Annotated in this window: 18 protein-coding genes and 1 tRNA gene; 9 read left to right on the forward strand and 10 right to left on the reverse strand. The window is 65.0% G+C overall.

Annotated features, from left to right (window positions below):
* Nucleotides 1–25: 25 nt before the first annotated feature.
* The 3 genes from ureG (at nucleotide 26) to ABLV49_RS16035 (ending at nucleotide 2,697) form a co-directional block, all read left to right on the forward strand.
* Nucleotides 26–682 (forward strand): urease accessory protein UreG, encoded by a 657-nt coding sequence (ureG, locus tag ABLV49_RS16025; protein WP_349277962.1) that lies wholly within the window; start codon nucleotides 26–28, stop codon nucleotides 680–682.
* Nucleotides 683–743: 61 nt separating this feature from the next.
* Nucleotides 744–833: transfer RNA gene (locus ABLV49_RS16030), tRNA-Ser, on the forward strand.
* Between the two features lie 193 nt (nucleotides 834–1,026).
* A complete protein-coding gene (locus tag ABLV49_RS16035) occupies nucleotides 1,027–2,697 on the forward strand; it encodes a SulP family inorganic anion transporter (RefSeq protein ID WP_349277964.1) in 1,671 nt (556 codons plus the stop codon).
* 66 nt (nucleotides 2,698–2,763) lie between these two features.
* Here the strand turns inward: ABLV49_RS16035 and bamE are convergent, their stop codons facing one another.
* Complete coding sequence (gene bamE, locus ABLV49_RS16040) at nucleotides 2,764–3,276, reverse strand: outer membrane protein assembly factor BamE domain-containing protein (RefSeq protein WP_349281751.1); 513 nt, start codon at nucleotides 3,274–3,276, stop codon at nucleotides 2,764–2,766.
* Nucleotides 3,277–3,418: 142 nt separating this feature from the next.
* Here bamE and ABLV49_RS16045 point away from each other — a divergent pair, with 142 nt between their 5' ends.
* The 4 genes from ABLV49_RS16045 (at nucleotide 3,419) to ABLV49_RS16060 (ending at nucleotide 7,293) form a co-directional block, all read left to right on the forward strand.
* Nucleotides 3,419–3,637, forward strand: a complete 219-nt coding sequence (locus tag ABLV49_RS16045; protein ID WP_349277966.1) for a DUF3460 family protein — start codon at nucleotides 3,419–3,421, stop codon at nucleotides 3,635–3,637.
* 98 nt (nucleotides 3,638–3,735) lie between these two features.
* On the forward strand, nucleotides 3,736–4,587 hold the full coding sequence (locus tag ABLV49_RS16050; protein ID WP_349277968.1) for a segregation and condensation protein A: 852 nt from the start codon (nucleotides 3,736–3,738) through the stop codon (nucleotides 4,585–4,587).
* 36 nt (nucleotides 4,588–4,623) lie between these two features.
* Nucleotides 4,624–6,201, forward strand: coding sequence for an L-aspartate oxidase (gene nadB, locus ABLV49_RS16055; protein WP_349277970.1), 1,578 nt, complete (start codon nucleotides 4,624–4,626; stop codon nucleotides 6,199–6,201).
* Between the two features lie 177 nt (nucleotides 6,202–6,378).
* A complete protein-coding gene (locus ABLV49_RS16060; RefSeq protein ID WP_349277972.1) occupies nucleotides 6,379–7,293 on the forward strand; it encodes a LysR family transcriptional regulator in 915 nt (304 codons plus the stop codon).
* A 26-nt stretch (nucleotides 7,294–7,319) separates the two neighbouring features.
* On the opposite strand, the gene ABLV49_RS16065 is transcribed toward ABLV49_RS16060, so the two are convergent.
* The 8 genes from ABLV49_RS16065 to mdcA form a co-directional block, all read right to left on the reverse strand.
* Nucleotides 7,320–8,693: an SLC13 family permease gene (locus ABLV49_RS16065; protein WP_349277974.1), complete on the reverse strand. Its 1,374-nt coding sequence runs from the start codon at nucleotides 8,691–8,693 to the stop codon at nucleotides 7,320–7,322.
* Between the two features lie 138 nt (nucleotides 8,694–8,831).
* Nucleotides 8,832–9,767: a malonate decarboxylase subunit epsilon gene (gene mdcH, locus ABLV49_RS16070; protein WP_349277976.1), complete on the reverse strand. Its 936-nt coding sequence runs from the start codon at nucleotides 9,765–9,767 to the stop codon at nucleotides 8,832–8,834.
* Nucleotides 9,764–10,459 (reverse strand): malonate decarboxylase holo-ACP synthase, encoded by a 696-nt coding sequence (locus ABLV49_RS16075; RefSeq protein ID WP_349277978.1) that lies wholly within the window; start codon nucleotides 10,457–10,459, stop codon nucleotides 9,764–9,766. Before ABLV49_RS16075 ends, mdcH begins: the two co-directional genes overlap by 4 nt.
* On the reverse strand, nucleotides 10,453–11,259 hold the full coding sequence (gene mdcE, locus ABLV49_RS16080; protein WP_349277980.1) for a biotin-independent malonate decarboxylase subunit gamma: 807 nt from the start codon (nucleotides 11,257–11,259) through the stop codon (nucleotides 10,453–10,455). Before mdcE ends, ABLV49_RS16075 begins: the two co-directional genes overlap by 7 nt.
* The gene (locus tag ABLV49_RS16085) at nucleotides 11,252–12,130 is read right to left on the reverse strand and encodes a biotin-independent malonate decarboxylase subunit beta (protein WP_349277982.1); all 879 of its coding nucleotides are present in this window, start codon (nucleotides 12,128–12,130) and stop codon (nucleotides 11,252–11,254) included. The genes mdcE and ABLV49_RS16085 overlap by 8 nt, the downstream gene beginning before the upstream one ends.
* The gene (locus ABLV49_RS16090) at nucleotides 12,127–12,450 is read right to left on the reverse strand and encodes a malonate decarboxylase subunit delta (protein ID WP_349277984.1); all 324 of its coding nucleotides are present in this window, start codon (nucleotides 12,448–12,450) and stop codon (nucleotides 12,127–12,129) included. The genes ABLV49_RS16085 and ABLV49_RS16090 overlap by 4 nt, the downstream gene beginning before the upstream one ends.
* 8 nt (nucleotides 12,451–12,458) lie before the next feature.
* Nucleotides 12,459–13,337 carry a triphosphoribosyl-dephospho-CoA synthase gene (locus ABLV49_RS16095; protein ID WP_349277986.1) on the reverse strand — a complete coding sequence of 293 codons (879 nt, stop codon included), beginning with the start codon at nucleotides 13,335–13,337 and terminating at the stop codon, nucleotides 12,459–12,461.
* Nucleotides 13,337–14,995 (reverse strand): malonate decarboxylase subunit alpha, encoded by a 1,659-nt coding sequence (gene mdcA / locus ABLV49_RS16100; RefSeq protein ID WP_349277988.1) that lies wholly within the window; start codon nucleotides 14,993–14,995, stop codon nucleotides 13,337–13,339. The genes ABLV49_RS16095 and mdcA overlap by 1 nt, the downstream gene beginning before the upstream one ends.
* 117 nt (nucleotides 14,996–15,112) lie before the next feature.
* Between mdcA and ABLV49_RS16105 the strand changes: the two genes are divergently transcribed.
* Nucleotides 15,113–15,760, forward strand: coding sequence for a tRNA-uridine aminocarboxypropyltransferase (locus tag ABLV49_RS16105; protein WP_349277990.1), 648 nt, complete (start codon nucleotides 15,113–15,115; stop codon nucleotides 15,758–15,760).
* 157 nt (nucleotides 15,761–15,917) lie between these two features.
* Here ABLV49_RS16105 and ABLV49_RS16110 read toward each other — a convergent pair whose 3' ends face one another.
* Nucleotides 15,918–17,939 (reverse strand): sigma-54-dependent Fis family transcriptional regulator, encoded by a 2,022-nt coding sequence (locus tag ABLV49_RS16110; protein WP_349277992.1) that lies wholly within the window; start codon nucleotides 17,937–17,939, stop codon nucleotides 15,918–15,920.
* A 367-nt stretch (nucleotides 17,940–18,306) separates the two neighbouring features.
* On the opposite strand from ABLV49_RS16110, the gene ABLV49_RS16115 reads away from it, so the two are divergent.
* Nucleotides 18,307–20,454: a hydantoinase/oxoprolinase family protein gene (locus ABLV49_RS16115; RefSeq protein ID WP_349277994.1), complete on the forward strand. Its 2,148-nt coding sequence runs from the start codon at nucleotides 18,307–18,309 to the stop codon at nucleotides 20,452–20,454.
* Nucleotides 20,455–20,459 lie beyond the last annotated feature (5 nt).

Genomic DNA, 20,459 nt, shown 5'->3' on the forward strand with positions numbered 1-20,459 from the left:
CTCCAACCATTTAAGGGATTGCCTCATGAGCCTGCACCACATCGCCAACCGCACCAAAAAACTGCCACCGCTTCGCGTGGGCATTGGCGGGCCGGTCGGCTCGGGCAAAACCACCCTGCTGGAGATGCTCTGCAAGGCCATGAAGGACAAATACGACCTGGTGGCGATCACCAACGATATCTATACCAAGGAAGACCAGCGCCTGCTGACCGTCAGCGGCGCGCTGGACGCCGAACGCATCATGGGCGTGGAAACCGGCGGCTGCCCGCACACGGCGATACGCGAAGACGCCTCGATCAACCTCGAAGCCATCGACCGCATGCTGGTGGAGTTTCCCGATGCCGACGTGGTGTTCATCGAATCGGGCGGCGACAACCTGGCCGCCACCTTCAGCCCCGAACTCAGCGACCTCACCATCTACGTGATCGACGTGGCCGCCGGCGAAAAAATCCCGCGCAAGGGCGGCCCCGGCATCACCAAGAGCGACCTGTTCGTCATCAACAAGACCGACCTGGCGCCCTACGTCGGCGCCGACCTGGGCGTGATGCAGGCCGACACCATCCGCATGCGCACCACGGCCAAGGGCCTGAAGCCTTTCGTCATGACCAACCTCAAGACCAACACCGGCCTGGCCGAGGTGGTGGCCTTCATCGAAACCAAAGGCATGCTGCAGCCGGCCTGACGCCTATTTTTTCCGTTCCAGCCCCGACCCCATCCCGCCCTGCGGTTAAACTAGCGGGCTTGGAAGCGTGGCAGAGCGGTTGAATGCAGCAGTCTTGAAAACTGCCGAGGATGCGAGTCCTCCGTGAGTTCGAATCTCACCGCTTCCGCCAAGACCTGACCCCAAGCAATTGAATTGCTTGGGGTTTTTTCTTGTCTGGCTTTCCCTGCCGGCAAGCCCATGCGCTGATGTTTCGAGACGGCTCGAAGGCCAGTCAGTTCGGCTGCCCTGGCCTGCGAAAAACTCAATCATTCGTGTCAATTCGTACTCGATCAAATGCAGGTCGAAGGGCACAATCACTGTTCATGCACCTGCCCTTTCATTTCGCCCGGTTTCGCCCGCGAATGCTGTCGGCCATGGCCGGCTACAGCCGCGAACGGTTTTTCAAGGATGCGGGCTCCGGCCTGACCGTCGGCATCGTCGCCCTGCCGCTGGCCATGGCCTTTGCCATCGCCTCGGGGCTCAAGCCCGAAGCCGGCATCTGGACGGCCATCATTGCCGGCGCGCTGATCGCCTCGCTGGGCGGCTCGGCGGTGCAGATCGGCGGTCCGGCCGGCGCCTTCATCGTCATCGTGTACGGCATCATCGAGCGCTACGGCGTGGCCAACCTCCTGATTTCCACCACCTGCGCCGGGGTGCTGCTGTTCCTGCTGGGGTTTTTCAGGCTCGGCACGCTGGTGCGCTATGTGCCGGTCAGCATCGTCGTGGGGTTCACCAACGGCATCGCGGTGCTGATTGCGCTGTCGCAGATCAAGGACCTGTTCGGGCTGGAGATTCCCAAGATGCCGGCGGATTTTTTCTCGCAGCTGCGGGCGATTGCCCAGCATATCGACACCCTGAACCTGTATGCGCTCGGCCTGGGGCTGGCCTGCGTGATCGGCCTGCTGGTCTGGCCGCTGCTGTTTGACACGCAAAGGCGCTATTCGAACGCGCTCACCAACCGGCTGATCCGGCTGATCCAGGCCGGCGAAGGCCTGCAGCTCAAGCGGGCCACGCGCATTGCGTCGCACATGCCGGGGCCGATTGTGGCGCTGCTCACGCTGACGGGGCTGGCCTATGCATTGAACATGCCGGTGGAAACCATCGGCACCCGTTTTGGCGGCATTCCGCGCAGCCTGCCCGGCTTTGAATTTCCGAATTTCTCGTGGGACACGGTGCGGCTGCTGGTGGCGCCGACCATCACGATTGCGCTGCTGGGCGCGGTCGAGTCGCTGCTGTGCGCCCGCGTGGCCGACCAGATTTCGGGGCTGCCGCGCCACGACCCGAACCAGGAGCTGATGGCCCAGGGCGTGGCCAATTTTGTCGTGCCGTTTTTTGGCGGCATGCCGGCCACCGGCACGATTGCGCGCACCGTGACCAACGTGCGGGCCGGCGCGACCTCGCCGGTGTCGGGGCTGGTGCATTCCGTCACGCTGGTCACGGTGGTGCTGGTGGCCGCGCCGCTGGCGGTGCATGTGCCGCTGGCGGTGCTGGCCGGCATTTTGCTGTACGTGGCCTGGAACATGGGCGAATGGCGCGAATTTGCCGAACTCAAGCGCGCCAGCAACCACTACAGGCTGATCATGCTGGGCACATTTTTCCTGACGGTGGTGTTTGATTTGACGGTGGCGCTGCAGGTCGGCCTGCTGCTGGCCTGCGTGCTGTTCGTCAAGCGCATGAGTTCGCTGTTCCAGGTGGAGATGGTCTCGCACACCCAGGAGGAAGCCAGTTTCCGGCTGTATGGGTCGCTGTTCTTTGGCGCCGTGGCCAAGATCGACCCCATCCTGAACGTGGTGGAAAGCGCTCCGCAGGGCTTGACGATCCGCCTCGATGTGCAGTCGCTGCAGGTGCTGGACACCTCGGGCCTGGATGTGCTGGAGCAGCTGCAAAAAGCGATTGTGTCGCGCGGCGGCCGGCTGGTGTTGGCCGGGCTCAATGCCCAGCCGCGCGAAGTCATGGAACGCTCGGGCTTCCTGGCGCATGTTGAAGCGCTATGAAAACAGTAGCCTCTTATGCCCGCCAGTATTGCGCTACAGCCTGTTTTCATTCGCATATTTCAACACTCACCGCCGGGGATTGACGCTTTCCTCGTCCACCGACCCCGTGCCCAGCACGCGCAAGTCCGCATCAAACACCACGGTGAAAATCATGGGCGAGGACGGCGGGTTCAGGTAGCGCCAGTCGTAATGCGTTTCGCGCTTGAGCGCATAAGTCGTGACCTTCATCGGCTTGCCCAGCATCTTGCGCACCTGCTCCATCGACATGCCCGGCAGCACCCTGGCAAAGTTCTGTGGCGTCAACACCTGCCTGAGCGCGCTCATCTTGCCATCCGGCGCTATGGTGATCATGTAGTTGACCTGGCCTGCGGGCTGGCGGTTGTATTCGAGCGTGCGGGCGCCGGGCTCGGCGGCCGCCCCCGGCATGGGCAGCGAGGCCATGTCCCGCGCTTCCCAGATTTTTTCGGGCTCGCCAAAGCGGGCGCGCACATCGGCTTCGGTGGCCACGCCCTCTTCCAGTTCGTTGATGCGCTGCTGGTCGCAGCCGGCCAGCCCCAGGATGAACGACAGCAGCCCCATGCACAGCACCTTCCTTTTTGAAGCCATCGGCAAAACAGCAGTTAAATGACCCGTTTGGACAGCGACCGGCAGACGAAATAATGAACGCAAGGCAGACCCCCGGTAAAATCCCGCCACTATACGTTTTTAGGCAATCCAGACCATGTCCATTTTTCGCCGTCCCGACTACACCTCTGAAATCACCTCGTTCATCGACGGTCTGAAGGCGAAGAAACCCACGCTGGAAACCGAGCAGCGCGCCGGCCGCGCCATCTGGTGGGACAAGAACCTGAACCTGGCCGACCAGGCCGACTACGGCGAGGCCCGCGTGCCGCAAGAAGCCTATGTCTATCGCACCAGCCCCCACCCGAACGGCAATTAAGCAAGAAATGGGCTTGCAGCCGGCCAGGCGCCGGCGCAGGCAGCTCTATTTTTTATAGCAGCAACCTGAATGAACTGATCCCTTCCGCTGCTGCCTTGATGCCACCGAACTCACTTCCCCTACAGGAACTTCCCGCCGCCATCACCCTTGACCTGCCGGGGCTGATCGACCCGGTGGCGCTGGCCCGGCTCTACGGCGAGCCGATGTTCGCCATGCCCAAGGATTTGTACATCCCGCCGGACGCGCTGAAGGTGTTCCTGGAAGCCTTTGAAGGCCCGCTGGATTTGCTGCTCTACCTGATCCGCAAGCAGAATTTCAACATCCTCGACATTCCGATGGCGGCGGTCACGCGGCAATACCTGGCCTATGTCGATGAAATCCGCGCCACCAACCTGGAGCTGGCCGCCGAATACCTGTTGATGGCCGCGATGCTGATCGAGATCAAGTCGCGCATGCTGCTGCCGCCCAAAAAATCGGAGTCCAGCCAGGAAGCCGAAGACCCGCGCGCCGAGCTGGTGCGCCGCCTGCTCGAATACGAAAAAATCAAGCTGGCCGCCCACAAGCTCAATACCGTGCCGCAGCTGGGCCGCGATTTTTTGCTGGCGCGCGTGCATGTGGAGCAATCGACGCAGCCGCGCCTGCCCGATGTCACGCTGGTCGAGCTGCAGGAGGCTTGGCAGGGCATCGTCAAACGCGCAAAATTGGTCCAGCACCACGTCATCAGCCGCGAGGAACTCTCGGTGCGCGAGCACATGAGCATCGTGCTGCGCAAGCTGCAGGGCCGCAAGTTCCTGGAATTCGAGGAACTGTTCGATGCATCGCGCGGCATGCCGGTGCTGGTCGTCACCTTCATTGCGCTGCTGGAGCTGGCCAAGGAATGCCTGCTTGAAATCACCCAGGCCGAGTCGTTCGCGCCGATTTATGTGCGGCTGGCCTACACGCCAGCCTGATTTTTTTCCTGTGTTTTCTTTTTAGCCCCTCACCACATGACCCACGATTTTGATGTTTTGATTGTCGGCAGCGGCCTGGCCGGCCTGTCCGCCGCGCTGCACCTGGCGCCCACGCACCGCGTGGCCGTGATCACCAAGCGCACCGTCAGCGACGGCGCCAGCAACTGGGCGCAAGGCGGCATTGCGGCCGTGCTGGCCGACGACGACAGCTTCGAGGCGCATATCAGCGACACGCTGGTGGCCGGCGCTGGTCTGTGCGATCTGGCCGCCACGCGCTTCGTGGTCGAGAACGCGCCCGCTGCGATTGGCTGGCTGCGCGCGCTGGGCGTGCCGTTTTCGCTTGAAGGCGAGCAGCTGCACCTGACGCGCGAGGGCGGCCACGGCGCGCGCCGCATCGCCCACGTCACCGACGCCACCGGCGCGGCCGTGCAGCGCACGCTGATCGACGTGGTGCGGGCGACGCCCGGCATCACGCTGTTCGAAAACCACACGCTGGTCGATGTGATCACCGCGCGCAAGCTGGGTTTGCCCGGCGCGCAGCGCTGCCTGGGCCTGTATGCGCTGGACGAAGCCACCGACGAAGTGCTGACCTTTCGCGCGCCGCACACCATCCTGGCCACGGGCGGCGCGGGCAAGGTGTACCTCTACACCACCAACCCCGACACCGCCACCGGCGACGGCATTGCGGCGGCCTGGCGCGCCGGCTGCCGCGTGTCCAACCTGGAGTTCATCCAGTTCCACCCCACCTGCCTGTACCACCCGCTGGCCAAGTCCTACCTGATCAGCGAAGCGGTGCGCGGCGAAGGCGGGCAACTCAAATTGCCCGACGGCACCCGCTTCATGCTTGAACACGACGCGCGCGCCGAGCTGGCGCCGCGCGACGTGGTGGCCCGCGCCATCGACTACGAGATGAAAAAGCGCGGCCTGGACTGCGTGCACCTCGACATCTCGCACCAGAGCCCCGAGTTCCTGCACGAGCATTTCCCCAACATCCTGGCGCGCTGCGCCGAGCTGGGCATCGACATCACGACCCAGCCGATTCCCGTGGTGCCCGCCGCGCACTACACCTGCGGCGGCGTGCTGACCGACCTGGCCGGCCGCACCGACCTGCCCGGCCTGTTCGCCGTGGGCGAGACCGCCTGCACCGGCCTGCACGGCGCGAACCGGCTGGCCAGCAATTCGCTGCTCGAATGCATGGTGTTTGCCCGCGCCGCCGCGCAGGTCATCACCGCCGCGCCCGCCCTGGCGCTGCCCGATTTGCCGCAATGGGACGACAGCCGCGTCACCGACGCCGACGAGGCCGTGGTCATCTCGCACAACTGGGACGAGCTGCGCCGCTTCATGTGGGACTACGTGGGCATCGTGCGCACCAACAAGCGCCTGGAGCGCGCCGCGCACCGCATCACGCTGCTGCAGGCCGAGATCAGCGAGTTCTACGCCCACTTCCACGTCACGCGCGACCTGCTGGAGCTGCGCAACCTGGTGCAGGTCGCCGAGCTGATCGTGCGCTCGGCCCAGCTGCGGCGCGAAAGCCGGGGCCTGCATTTCAGCCGCGACTATCCCGAACTGGCGGCGCCGGCGGCGGCGACGATTCTGGTGCCGCCTGTGGCTTGAGTCAGGGTAATCATGGATCGGGGCGCCTGCCCGGCTTCTTTATGGGTCAAATCTGGCTTTTGCGCTTATCCATCGTGCGCTTACAGCTCACTTTTTCATAGCATTTCATGCATATCGGGCATGAGCGCGAGGCGGCATGCCGGACCTACAATCCGCTGAAAAAGCAGAAAGACCGCCATGCACAACCGTATCAGCGAAGAAATCACCTTCCGCAAGCTGGAGGTGCTGCTGGCCTACATGGAAACCGGCAACCTGACGCGTGCGGCCGAGCTGCTCGATGTCAGCACGGTCAGCGTGCACCGCGCGCTGCACTCGCTCGAAGAAGGGGTGCGCTGCACCCTGTTCCGGCACGAAGGCCGCAACCTGCTGCCCACCGATGCCGCGCAGGTGCTGGCCGAGGTGGCGCGCGATGTGCTCAAGCTGATGGCCAGCGGCATCAACTCGACCCGGCAGGCCGGTGGCTACGCGGCCGACAGCATCAAGATCGGCTCACTGTATTCGCTCACCATCAAGACCGTGCCGACCCTCATCATGGGCATCAAGCTGCGCAAGCCGGAGCTGCAGACCGAACTGATTCTGGGCTCCAATGCGGACCTGCTGCAAAAGCTCAGGCAGGGCCTTGTCGATGCGACCCTGATGACCGTGCCCGAAGGCGAGGCCGACATTGAATCCATCCCGCTGTTCGATGACGACATCTACTTTGCAGCGCCCGTCGGCTCCCGCTACGCGAACCTGGACTTCGTTGACCTGAGCGCCTGCGCCGACGAGCGCTTTGTCAGCTTGAGCGAGGGCTTTGCCACCTACTCCGGCTTCATCGAAGCCTTTCGCGTTGCCGGTTTCACGCCCAACATCGCCATGAAGGTGGGCGACATCTTCTCGCTGATGAACCTGGTCAGCGGCGGCATTGGCTGCACGCTGCTGCCGGGCCGAGTGCGCGACGTGATTCCCAACAAGGTGCAGCTGATCCCGCTGCAGCCCAGGTTCCTGATGCGCCAGCACATCGGCCTGAATTTCCTGCGCACCCGCGAGCGCGACCCGAACCTGCTGGCCCTGGCGTCGGTCTGCCGCCTGTCGAAGCAGGCCCTGGCCTGACGAAGTCGGTCCGGATTCGTGAAACATCAAAGCACCACGAACAGCAGCCAGACCACCACCGGCGCGATCACGGTGATCAGGGCGCCATAAATCAGCAGTTGCCGGAAGAACACCTCACGGCTGATGCCCCGTGCATTGGCGAGCACCAGCGCCCCGTTGGTCGAGAAGGGACTCACGTCAACGATGGTCGAGGACACCGCCATGGCGGCAATGAAGCCGACCGCACTCACGCCGGTATCACCCAGCAAGAAGGGCACCGCCAGCGGGATCAGCGAGCCGAGCACCGCCGTTGACGAGGCGAAGGCCGACACGACAGCACCCACAAAGCACAACAGCAGCGCAGCAATCATCGGCGAGGTCAGGCCTGCCACGCTGTGCCCGACAAAATCGATGGTTCCCATCTTGTCCATCACGCCCACGTAGGTGCTGACGCCCACGATCAACATGATCTCGGGCCATGAGACCTGGCCCAGGGCGCGTTTTTGCAGGTTGGGGGCCATCAGGGTCAGCAGCAGGCCGATGGTGATGGAGACAAAGCCGATGTCCTGCTTGAAAAACAGCGTGAGCACTGCTAGCGCCAGCAATCCGGCGACGGTGAGGAGCTGGTACCAGCGTGCGCCTTCTGCAGCAGGCGCGGACTGCGCAGCGTCCATGAGCGAATCCCCTCCTTGAGCGGCCGTGCGCTTTTCTTCCTGGAACGATTCGCCCTCGGCATCCCCATAGACCTGCGCGCCGCCTTGCCCATGGGCGACCGATGGCGTGTCGAAAGCCGTGTTTCCCACTTGCACCTTCTGACGCAGCAGTTTCGTTCCGCCCATCATGAAAAACAGCAGCAGGGCCACGGAGAAATTGATGCCCAGGCTGGCCATCATGGTGGCCACCTCGTTGAGCGGCAGGCCGGCCTTGGCGACAATCTTGTTGGTGATGCCGCCATAGATACTGATCGGCGAGAAACCGCCCCCCTGCGCACCATGGATCACCATCAACCCCATCAGCAAGGGATTGATGCCGTACTTGGCCGCAAAACCCAGTGCGATGGGGGCAATGATCGCGACCGCCGCCGGACTGACCGCGCCCACCGCAGTGAGGGCCGCCGCGATGAAGAACATGATCCACGGAATCGCGGCGATGCGGCCGCGCACTGCGCGCACCGCCAGCTTCACGAGCCAGTCAATCGTGCCGTTGTTCTGGGCCAGCGCAAACAGGTAGGTGATACCCACCAGCGTCAGGAACAGGTCGGCCGGAAAACCAGCCATGATGGCCTTGGCATTCATGCCCGCCACCAGCGTGCCGACGAGAAAGGCGCCCACGAAGGCGATCACACCCATGTTCACGGGCAAGACCGTGGCCAGCACGAACATGCCTGCCAACGCGTAAATTGAAATCCAATGTGCTGTCATCTTTTGTCTCCAAGGGGGTTATGAGCACCTGCATCGCTGTGCTTGGCCCGTACGATATCGGGCACCCCTTCCCCGATCAATTAAGGACCGGCAGCAACATTTACAAAGAATGAAATGATCAAGGGTTAACCCCGATGCTCACTGTTCGCGCTGCCGCTCCCGTGCCATCAGGACAGCCAGCGTGTCGGCGCGCGTGTCGGCGGCGGCCACCGACAGGGCCTCGGGAAACGCCAGCGCGCCGAGCTTGGTCAGCACGCTGCCCGGCGGCATCTCGATGCTCAGGCGCACGCCCTGCTCGTGGGCCAGCACCGTGGTGTCGTGCCATTTCACCGGCAAGGCCATGTTGCGCGCCAGGTCGTCGGCGATGCGGGCGGGCGCACTCAAGGCGCGGCCCAGGCTGGCGCTGAAGTAGCGCAGGCGCGGCGCGGCCACCGGCACAGCGGCCATGGCCAGCGCCAGTTCGGCGGCCGGCGCGTCGAGCAGCGGGCAATGCGACGGGACGCTGATCGCCACCGGCTTGGCGGCGTAGGCACCCCGCTCCTGGGCCAGCGCAGCCACGCAGGCCATGGCGGCGTGCGCGCCGGCAATCACCAGCTGCGTCGGGGCGTTGATGTTGGCCAGGTACACGGGCGAGTCTGCGGAATGAATTCGGGCGATGAGCGGCTCCAGCACGGCGCGCTCCAGGCCCAGGATCGCGGTCATGCCGTAGCCGCCGGGATAGGCCGCCTGCATCAGCCGGGCGCGCCGCTCGACCAGCCGCAGCGCATCGGCATAGGACAGCACCGAGGCAACCACTGCCGCCGGATAAGCGCCCACCGATAGGCCGGCGACGGCGTCGGGCGGGCCGGCCTCGTGCATCAGGTGGCGCGCCGTGGCGACCCCGGCAACCAGCAAGGCGAGCTGGACCGAAACCGACGAGCGCAGCGCGTCGGCACTGTCCAGCGTCAATGCGTCGCGGCCCAGCACTTCGCTCGCCTCGTTCATCGCCTGGCGAACGGCCAGGCTTTGCGGCAGCGCATGCAGCATGCCGGCGCGTTGCGCGCCCTGGCCCGGAAAGGTGAAAAGAATGCTCATGCTGGCATCGGGCGGCAGGCGGCATCGAAAAAGGCCGCATCCGGACTCGACCAGGCGTCATCGGTCAGGACGGGGCCACGGCTGGTCTTGAGCAGGACCGGCCCGCCGGTGCGCACCCATTCCTGCAAGGCAAAGGCGCCGAACGGTGTCTCGACCTGCGCATCGACGCGCGCATCAAGATCGCGCAGCAGGCGGGCGACAGCGCGCAGCGCATCGGCACCGGCCGCCAGCGGAGCGCGCAGGATCAGGTCCAGGTCGCTGCCGGCGCGCAGCACATCGAAACCGCTGGCCAGCGAAAAACCGACGCTGCCCGTCACGCCCCACGCCAGCGGCAGGGCATCGAGTGCAGGGCCGAGCCGGGCCAGCGCCTGCAGGCAGGCCAGCGGCGATTCGCGCACCCGGGCACTGCCTGCCGCGCTGCGGGCAATTTCCTCCGGTTTGAGCACCCGCACGACGTGACGAGCCGGTAAACGGGCTGCGCAGCGCTCGCTGCGCGTGCTGCCGCGCAGCCCCACCGGCACCTGGGCCGGATCGGCCAGCGTGGCGCGCCGCACCACGACCGGGGCCACGGCAAGCCAGGCTGGCGTGGCCCACGGCGGCGGCGGCCCTGAAATGATCAATGACGAAGCCCTCTCTGGCCACAGCAGGTCGTGCGGCCGGTGGCCGGCAACGCCCGCCGGCGCACTCACCATTGCTCGCGCAGCTTCTCGCGCACCAGCGACGAAGCCTGCCGGTTGGCGCCGCCCAGACGGCTGCGCAAATCGGGCACCGGGTCGGTGTTGATGTTGTCCAGCGCGGCCACGAGCGCGCCGCGCACGATGTCCACGTCGGCGGCCGACGGCTGTTCGGCGCTGCCCACATCCACCAGTTTCCACAGCAAGCCCAGCGTGGCGTAGCTGGCAATGTCGTAGGCCATCGGCGGCACGTCGGCCGCCAGCCGCTCCAGATCCTCGACGCTGCGCAGCGTCACGCGGGCGGCGGCGGCCTTGCCCATCGCATGCACCATCACGCCGTCGTCGTTCAGCGCGATCAGCCGGTTGGCCTGGTAGCCGTGGGCCAGGAAGGCGCCGGACATGGCCTTGCCGACGATCAGGCCGATCACCGGATGGCCGTGCTGGCGCGCCTGCGCATAGGCCCCGGCGGCGCCGGCCAGTGCCTGGTGGATGCCGAAGGCCTCCTCGCGCCGGCCATAGGCCTGGCTGCTGACGTCGATCACGGCGACGATGGCGCGTTTGGCGCCCTCGCGGTCGGTTGCGATGGCCTCATGCACGGCCTGCGCCAGCGCCCAGCCTTCGACCAGCCCGGTCTCGCCGGTGCGGGCGCGCGGGTAGCTGCTCTCGGCGTCCGGCACGACCGCGATGTAGCGCGCCGGCTGGCCCGCCAGCGGCGCATCGACCACGCGCACCGACGGCGGATAGCCGGGCAGGCCTGTGGCGTTGCCGGTCAGGGCGGCCAGCCAGGTGGCGCCACGGCTCAAAGGGGTTTCATTCATGACCGGCTCCTGCGCTGTTGACGTGATTGACGTGATAGACCTGCCGCACGGCCTCGGGGGTGGCCTGGACACGGGCGTCGTAGGACGACAGGCGTTCCAGGTACAGCGCGTACTGGTCGCTGCGCTCGACCTCCGGGCGGCCTTGTCGCAGCAGGCCGGCGACGGTGTTGCGAATCTCGGTGGTGTCGTCCTGGACGTAGGCATCGACCAGCCCGGTGCGAAAGCGCTGCTCGCCCCCGGTGAAGCTCCAAATGAAGGGCCGGTCGCGCGAATCGTATTCCGCAATGCCCGCCTCCTGCTCGATCACCTGCGGCCCGTTCAGGCCCACGCGCGCCTCGCGCGTGACGACCAGGTAGCTGCACAGGCCGGCCGCAATCGACATGCCGCCGAAACAGCCCACACTGCCCGCCACCACGCCGATGACCGGCTGGTACTGCCGCAAATCGACAATGGCCGAATGAATCTCGGCAATCGCGGCCAGCCCCAGGTTGGCTTCCTGCAGGCGCACGCCGCCGGTTTCAAACAGGATGACGGCGCGCGTCGGCACGCCCTTGCGGTTGTCCTCGGCGGCCAGCTCCAGCGCGCCGGCGATCTTGGCGCCGCCGACCTCGCCCAGGCTGCCGCCCTGGAACGCGCCTTCAATCGCCAGCACGACGGCCGGCTGGCCGTCGATCTGGCCTTTGCCCACCACCACGCCGTCGTCGGATTGCGTGACCACGCCCTGGCGCGCCAGCCACGGCGAGGTCATGCGCTCGAACGGGTCGATGAGTTCGCGAAACGTCCCGGCATCGAGCAGCGCGCGCACCCGGGCGCGGGCGTCGAGTTCGACAAAGCTGTTGTGCCCCGTCAGGCTCAAGGGTGAAGTGTTCATGGTTTTTCTCCTGCCGCAGCGTCGTCCAGCGTCTGGAAAGCCTGCGCCACGCGCATGCCGACCACGCCCGGCGTCGCGCCAAAGTCGTTGATTTCAAGCCGGGCCGCAGGCCAGCCCTGCGCATCGGCCTTGAACAGGCGGTCGAGCTGCGCCTGCCAGACGGCGCCATAGCCATTGACCGATGTCGTCACACGCACGCGGGTCTGTCCCGCATTGCCCGGCTCCAGCAGCACTTCAAGGTCGCCCGAGCCGACCACGCCCACCATGACCCGCCCGGTGGCGGGCTGCCCCGCAGGGTACTGAAAATCAAAGGTTTCCATAACAGCTTTCAAAGAAGTGAAGGCCTTTGGACCCGGGGGTCCAGGCGATCCAGGAACAAGGTGGCGGCCAGCAGATCGGCTGCGCCGCCCGGCGATACGTTGAAGGCCAGCGCGCGCGCGTCAAGCTGGCGCAGCAGGCGCCGGCCCGTCAGGGTGGCCACGCCGCCGCCGGCCAGCACGCCGGCGGCATCCGCCTGCAGCGCCTGCAGCGCTGCCGGCCCGGCGCGCGACAGCACGCAGGTGTCGTCCAGGCCACTCAAAATGGCCAGCAGCGCATTCAGGCGCGATGCCGTCTCGCTGTCGCCGCGCGAGCGGCTGCGCTGCAGTTCGGGCAGCCCCCGCTCGATGACCTGCGGAAAACCGGCCTGCGCCTGACCGCGCGCGCCAAGCACGCCAAAGTCGCGGCAGGCGCGTTCGCCCTTATTGCCGGTCACCTGGGGCGCGTGGCGGTCCGGCAGGCGGGCGATGACGGCGGCAAGCCGCGCCGTTCGCGCCGGGCTGGCCACATCCGGCGCCATCGCTGCGCCCGCCACCAGCAGGCCCATCGCCCAGATCGCGCCTCTATGGGTGTTGATGCCCTGCGTGGTCTTCATCATGACCGCCTCGGCTTCACGGCCAATCCGGCCCAGCGATTCGCGCAGCGCCAGCGTGGGCGCGCCGGTGTCGCGTGCGGCCCCGGCCATTTCAGTAAATGCCGGCGCCAGCGCACGCGCCGAGCGGCACATCAGGTCCAGGTCGAGGTCGGTGTGCGCGCCCCGGCCCCGGCTGTCCACCAGGCCCGGCTTGGGGGCCAGCCGCGCTTCGTCGAGCAGCGCGTCCACCGCCTGCCCGGCCAGCCACTGCGAACTGTCCTGCGCCTGGGAAAATTCAAGTTCAAGCGCGTTCATCACCAGCTCCTGAACCGGGCCGGCGGCTCGTACAGCCCGCCCGACCAGTCCACCAGATCGGCCATGCTCTTGGCCGCGAGCAGCGAGCGCGTGGCTTCGGAGCGGTTCACGCCCAAGTCTTCGGGCAGCGCAATCAGCCCTTCGCTGCGCATGCGGCGCGTCTGGGCCGGGTCATGGCGCAGGCCAATCGGCGTGACACCGGCCACCGCCGCGATCATCGCCTTGCGCTGCTCCAGCGACTGCGCCTTGTAGAGGTAGGCAATGCCTTCCTCGGTCAGGACATGCGTCACGTCATCGCCGTAAATCATGACCGGCGCCAGCGCCATGCCCGAATCCTTGGCGACCTGCACCGCGTCGAGTTCCTCGACAAAGGTCGGCTTGCCGCCGGCCTGGAAGGTCTCGACCATCTGCACCACCAGCTTGCGGCCCCGCTCCAGCGGGCTGTCGGTCTGCAGCATGTCCAGCCAGGCGGGCGTGCAGTGGCGCCGGCCGCCGGGCTGGTGGCCCATGTTGGGCGCGCCGCCGAAGCCCGAGAGCCGGCCCCGGGTGACGGTCGAGGAGTGGCCGTCGCCGTCGATCTGCAGCGTCGAGCCGATGAACAGATCGACCGCGTACTGGCCGGCGAGCTGGCACAGCGCGCGGTTCGAGCGCATCGAGCCGTCGGCGCCGGTGAAGAACACATCGGGCCGCGCCGCGACATACTTTTCCATGCCGAGTTCGCCGCCGAAGGAATGCACGCTCTCGACCCAGCCCGACTCAATGGCCGGGATCAGCGAAGGGTGCGGATTGAGCGCCCAGTGGCGGCAGATCTTGCCCTTGAGCCCGAGCGACTCGCCATAGGTCGGCAAAATCAGCTCGATGGCGGCGGTGTTGAAGCCGATGCCGTGGTTGAGCGACTGCACTTGGTGGCGCTCGTAGATGCCGCGAATCGCCATCATCGCCATCAGGATGTGCACCGGCTTGATCAGGCGCGGGTCGCGGGTGAACAGCGGCTCGATGAAGAACGGCTTGTCGGCCTTGACCACGAAGTCGATCCACGAGCCCGGAATATCGACGCGCGGCAGGTCGCCCACATCGTCAACAATTTCGTTGACCTGCGCGATCACGATGCCATCGCGAAAGGTCGCCGCCTCGACCAGCGCGGGCGTGTCCTCGGTGCTGGCGCCGGTGTAGAGATTGCCGGCGCGGTCCGCCGTGAAGCCGGCGATCAGCACGACGTTGGGCGTCAGGTCGATGTACAGGCGCGCATACAGCTCGATATAGGTGTGGATGGCGCCGATTTCGAGCTGTCCGTCTTCGAGCAGCTGCGAGATGCGCAGGCTCTGCGCGCCGGCATAGGAAAAATCGAGCTTGCGGGCAATGCCGCGCTCGAACAGGTCCAGGTGCTCAGACCGGCTGACGCTCGGAATGATCATGTGCAGGCCGCTGACCCTAGCCGGATCAACCCGGGCCAGCGAGCGCGACAGGAAGTCGGCCTGCTTCTGGTTGTTGCCCTCCAGCACCACGCGGTCGCCCGGCGCGATCAGCGATTCGAGAAACGGCACGATGTCGGCCGTGGGCACCACGCGGCCGTCGGTGAAAGCCGCTGCGCGCGCAAGGCGCCGTTTCTTTTCGGTTCGGCGGGTATCCCACGACCGCATGCCGGTTGGTAGTTGCATCTTTGCTCCAGAAAATGTTCCAGGGAGGCAAAGATAGCCGGGCCGGCCCGGCGCATCAATGAACCTCGCCGTGGATTCATTACGCTGCGCGCAAACATATCTTCCTAAAATCGTTCAATGACACCCGCCTCCCCGACCAAACGCCTGGCATGCGCCACCTGCCTGCGCCCGCAAAGCGCCTGCATCTGCCAGTGGATCACGCCCGTGGCGCATGAAGTCGAGGTGCTGATCCTGCAGCATCCGCTCGAAGTGGACAACGCCAAGGGCAGCGCGCGCCTGCTGCACCTGAGCCTGCCGCGCAGCCGGCTGGTGACGGGCGAAGTGTTCGACCTGCCGGCCTTGCTGGCCGCGCCCCTCGAACCCGGCCCCACCAGGCAGTCGATGTTGCTGTACCCGGACACGCCGCAGGACCAGGCGCCGGACCTGGCGCCACCGCCCGTTCTGGCGCCCGAGCTGTTGCGCGACCCCTCGCGCTTGCGCCTGATCGTGCTGGACGGCACCTGGCGCAAGAGCCGCAAGATGCTCTACCGCAATCCGCTGCTGCAGCAGCTGCCGCGCCTGTCGCTGCAGGACATGCCGGCCTCGCACTACCTGATCCGCAAGGCGCACCGGCCCGACCAGCTGTCCACGCTGGAGGCGACCTGCGCCGCGCTGATGCAGCTCGAAGGCAGCGTCGGGAAGTTTGCGCCTTTGATGGCGGCATTCGACGGCTTCGTGGCGCAGCAGCTGGGCTACCGGGCAGCAGCCGGCGCGACAGGCTTCTAATCGCTATTTTTATTGATCAAAAATGGCTTTTGCGCTTGTCCACATTGCATGTGTAGCTATTTTTTTGATAGCCAAAATCCTGCATTGAATGAAACGCCCGTTCCGACGCTTTTTGTGCCGTGCGCAGCGGGCTTGCGCGCGGGGCCGCTCTGGCGGCTCACAAGTGATGGCTGCTCAGCGTGGGCTCCATGGGCATCAGCCCATACTTTCTGAGCTTGATGTAAAGCGTGCTCTTTGCAATGCCAAGATGCTTGGCCACCAGCGTCAGATTGCCGCCGTCCGCCGCTATCGTCTGGCGGATGAACTCCAGTTCCAGGTCTTCGAGTTTGCCGATGCCTGGCGTGGGAGCCGGACTGTTTTCTTCGGCATCGCACGCCCGCAACGCGCCGATTTCGGGCGGCAGGTCTTCCAGGCCCAGCACTTCCCCGTCGGCCATCAAAAACATGCTCTCCACCACGTTGCGCAGTTCCCGCACGTTGCCCGGCCAGGCATACCGTCCCAGCGCCGCGAGCGCATCGGGCTTGAGCGTCTTGGGCGGGACGCTGTATTTTTTCGAGAGCTGGGAGAGGAAATGCGCCACCAGCAAGGGAATGTCCAGGCGGCGCTCCAGCAATGACGGAATCCGCAGGCTGGTGACCGATACCCGGTAGAAAAGATCCATGCGAAAGCGCCCGGCCGTCACCTCGTCGCGCAGATTGCGGTGGGTGGCCGAGACCAGCTTGAACGACACCTTGCGCGGCGAATTCTCGCCGATGCGGTAAATCTCGCTCTCTTCCAGAACGCGCAGGAAATGCGGCTGCAGCTCCAGCGGCATTTCCCCGATTTCATCGAGAAACAGGGTGCCGCCATTGGCCGCCTCGATCTTGCCCATCATGCCGCCGCGCCGCGCCCCGGTGAAAGAGCCTTCGCAGTGGCCGAAAAGCTCGCTGGCCAGCAGGTCGCGCGATAGGCTGCCGCAGTTGAGCGCCACGAAAGGCCGCTCGCCGATCTGGCCGAAGCGGTGCAGGCCCTGCGCAAAATTTTCCTTGCCCACGCCGGTTTCCCCGAGAAGCAGCACCGACACGCTCGATTTCGCCAGCATTTTCGCTTTCTGAATCGCCTGCAGCAGCGGCGCACTGCTGCCGATGAGCGCCTCGAAACCCTTGACATCCGGGCTCTTCGTTTCTTTCGCGGCTTTTTCCTTTCGCTGCCAGCCGGACACCATGCCACTGGGCTGCAGCACGGGAATCGTCAGCAGCGTTCCGATGCGCTCGCCGGCATCCACAATCGGCTCAAGCCAGTCGTCGCGAAGCCATTGCGGCGCCTCGGCGGGCGTGGCGGGCGCGAAGGTGCCGGTGCTCAAGGCGGAAATCTGGCTGGTGTTTTTCAGGTTGAAGTCGATGCCCCGGGCCAGCAGCGCGGCGGCGGCGCGCTCGTTGGCCTTGATCGGGAAACCGCGCCGGTCACAAATGATGACGCCGTCCGTCGCGCCAGACATGATGGCCGCGCCACGCTCGAGCAACTGGTAGCGGACATCCATCTCCAGCTTGGCCAGCTGGCTCTCGATGCGGCTGGCCGTGGTCACGGCCAAAGCCAGGCTGTGCGGGCTGAAGGTTTTGCCAAGACCGGAGACATCAATGGTGCCCAGGATTTTTCCGTCGTAGGGGTCGCGGATGACGGTGGCCGAACAGGTCCACTCCTTGATACCGGCGCAAAAATGCTCTGCCGCGTGAATCTGCACCGGCTGGCCGATGGACAGCGCCGTGCCGATGGCGTTGGTTCCACACACCCGTTCGCTCCAGCAACTCCCGGCGATGAGGTGAATAGCGCCGGCGGCTTCGAGTGCGCGCGGGTCGCCTTCAACGCCCAGGATCATTCCGTTCGGATCGCTCAGCATCATGATCGTCTCGCTTTGGGCGAGGAAATCCCTGGCCATGGCCATGACCTGCTTGGCCGCGCCCAGCAATTCACGGTGCTGGTGCTGCAGCGAATGCAGGGTTGACTCGTTGACCGGGGATGCCGCCTGCTGGCGGGCGGGATCGACATGCACCTCCAGGCAACGCCGCCAGGAATCATCAATCAGGCAGCGCAATGCATTCGATGGTGGCGTGTCCCCGCTCAAGAAGCGGTCCCATGCGGCCATGATGGCCCGGTTGTTCTGGGGATTGGAGAGTCGCTGATGTTGTTCGTAATCGCTCAAATTTTGTCTCCTGCGGGCGATTTTCCTTGTCTGAATTCTTGTCCGCCATATCGCCCGTCATTCTTGGCGACAACCGGGCGAGCGCGCACGAGGGTAAACCCCTGTTCGATATTCAGCCGGACCAGGGGCCAGCGTTTGAAATTCAACCCCTTTGGGCAGCCGTTTGAAAGGCCCTGCTTGCACTGTTTTCCAGCGTTTTCATTGGGAGAAAAGTTATTTTCAGCGCTGCCGGATTCATTGGCACGTCCTTTGCGAAATTGAGAGTGCGTTCAAAAATTTTGACCGCCCGTACCCAGCCAGTTACCCATCAATCCATGCGTGATGGCTGTGTTTTGGAAATGCAATGACCCGCAAAGGAGACAGACACATGCAAGTTCACAGCTCACCCGTCCAGGTGATGGGCATCGATGCCGGTGGCACGATGACCGACACCTTTTTTGTCAGGGAGGATGGTTCGTTCGTCGTCGGCAAGGCGCAGAGCAATCCCGGCGACGAGTCCCAGGCGATCTACGAATCGTCCATCGACGCGCTCGCCGAATGGGACCGCCAGGTCGATGACGTTTTCCCTGAACTCCTGACCTGCGTTTATTCAGGCACCGCCATGCTCAACCGGGTGGTTCAGCGCAAGGGCCTGGACGTGGGCCTGATGTGCAACCGGGGCTTTGAAGACATCCATTCGATGGGCCGGGCCATCCAGAGCTACCTGGGCTATGCGCTGGAAGAACGCATCCACCTGAACTGCCACCGCTACGACGAGCCGCTGGTGCCGCTGTCGCGCACCCGTGGCGTGACCGAGCGCACCGACGTGCAGGGCCAGGTCGTGATTCCGCTGCGCGAGGAAGAAGTGCGCGTGGCCACCCGCGAACTGGTGGCACGCGGCTCCAAGGCCATCGTCATCAGCCTGCTGCAGTCGCACAAGAATGAAAAAAGCGAACTGCGCGCACGCGACATCTGCCGCGAGGAATTGAAGAAGATCGGCATGGAGATTCCGGTGTTCGCCACGGTGGACTACTACCCTTCGCGCAAGGAAACGCACCGCACCAACACCACCATTCTGGAAGCCTACGCCGCCGAGCCGTCGCGCGCCACGCTGAAAAAGGTCAGCGACCGCTTCAAGAAGCATGGCGCCAAGTTTGACCTGCGCGTGATGGCCACGCACGGCGGCACCATCGGCTGGAAGGCCAAGGAGCTGGCGCGCACGATTGTCTCCGGCCCCATCGGCGGCGTGATCGGCTCGAAGTTCCTCGGCGAAAAACTGGGCTACGACAACATTGCCTGCAGCGATATTGGCGGCACCAGCTTTGACATGGCCATCATCACCAAGGGCAACTTCGCCATCCAGTCCGACCCGGACATGGCGCGCCTGGTGCTGTCCCTGCCGCTGGTGGCGATGGACTCGGTGGGCGCGGGTGCGGGCAGTTTCATCCGCATCGACCCGTACAGCAAGGCCATCAAGCTCGGCCCGGACAGCGCCGGCTACCGCGTCGGCATGTGCTGGGCCGAGAGCGGCCTGGACACCGTGTCGGTCTCGGATTGCCACGTCGTGCTCGGTTACCTGAACCCGGACAACTTCCTGGGCGGCGCCATCAAGCTCGATGTGAATCGGGCGCGCAAGTACCTCAAGGAACAAATCGCCGACCCGCTGGGCCTGACTGTGGAAGACGCCGCCGCCGGCGTGATCGAACTGCTGGATTTGAACCTGCGCGAATACATGCGTTCTGTCATCAGCGCCAAGGGTTACAACCCGGCCGACTTTGTCTGCTTCTCCTACGGCGGCGCCGGTCCGGTTCACACCTACGGCTACACCGAAGGCCTGGGCTTCAAGGACGTGGTGGTGCCGGCCTGGGCGGCGGGCTTCTCGGCCTTTGGCTGCGCCTGCGCCGAGTACGAATACCGCTACGACAAGAGCGTCGATGTGGGCGTGGGCCCCGATGCCACGGATGCGGAAAAAGTGCTGGCCTGCACGACGCTGACCGATGCCTGGGCGGAACTGGCGGCCAAGGTCATCGAGGAATTCGTGATCAACGGCTTCAAGCCCGAAGATGTCTTGCTGCGCCCCGGCTACCGCATGCAGTTCATGGGGCAGCTCAACGACCTGGAAATCAACTCGCCGATCACCAGCGCCTCCACGCTGGCCGACTGGGACAAGATGGTCAAGGCGTTTGACGACACCTATGCGCGCGTCTATGCCTCATCGGCCAGCTCGCCCGAACTGGGCTTTGGCGTGACCGGCGCCATCATGCGCGGCAGCGTCGTTTCCTCCAAGCCGGAACTGCCCGAGGAGCCCGACGCGGGTCCGGTTCCACCCACGCAAGCGCACATCGGCAGCCGCCCTTTTTACCGCCACAAAAAATGGTGGGATGCCCAGATCTGGTCGATGGAAGCCTTGAAGGCGGGCAACCGCATCGTCGGCCCGGCCATTGTCGAGTCGCCATCGACGACGTTCATCGTGCCGTTCGGCTTCGAGACGTATTGCGACGCGCACCGCCTGTTTCATCTTAAAGAAGTCAAGTAAGGAGA

The sequence above is a fragment of the Polaromonas hydrogenivorans genome, from assembly GCF_040105105.1.
Taxonomy (GTDB): domain Bacteria; phylum Pseudomonadota; class Gammaproteobacteria; order Burkholderiales; family Burkholderiaceae_C; genus Polaromonas; species Polaromonas hydrogenivorans.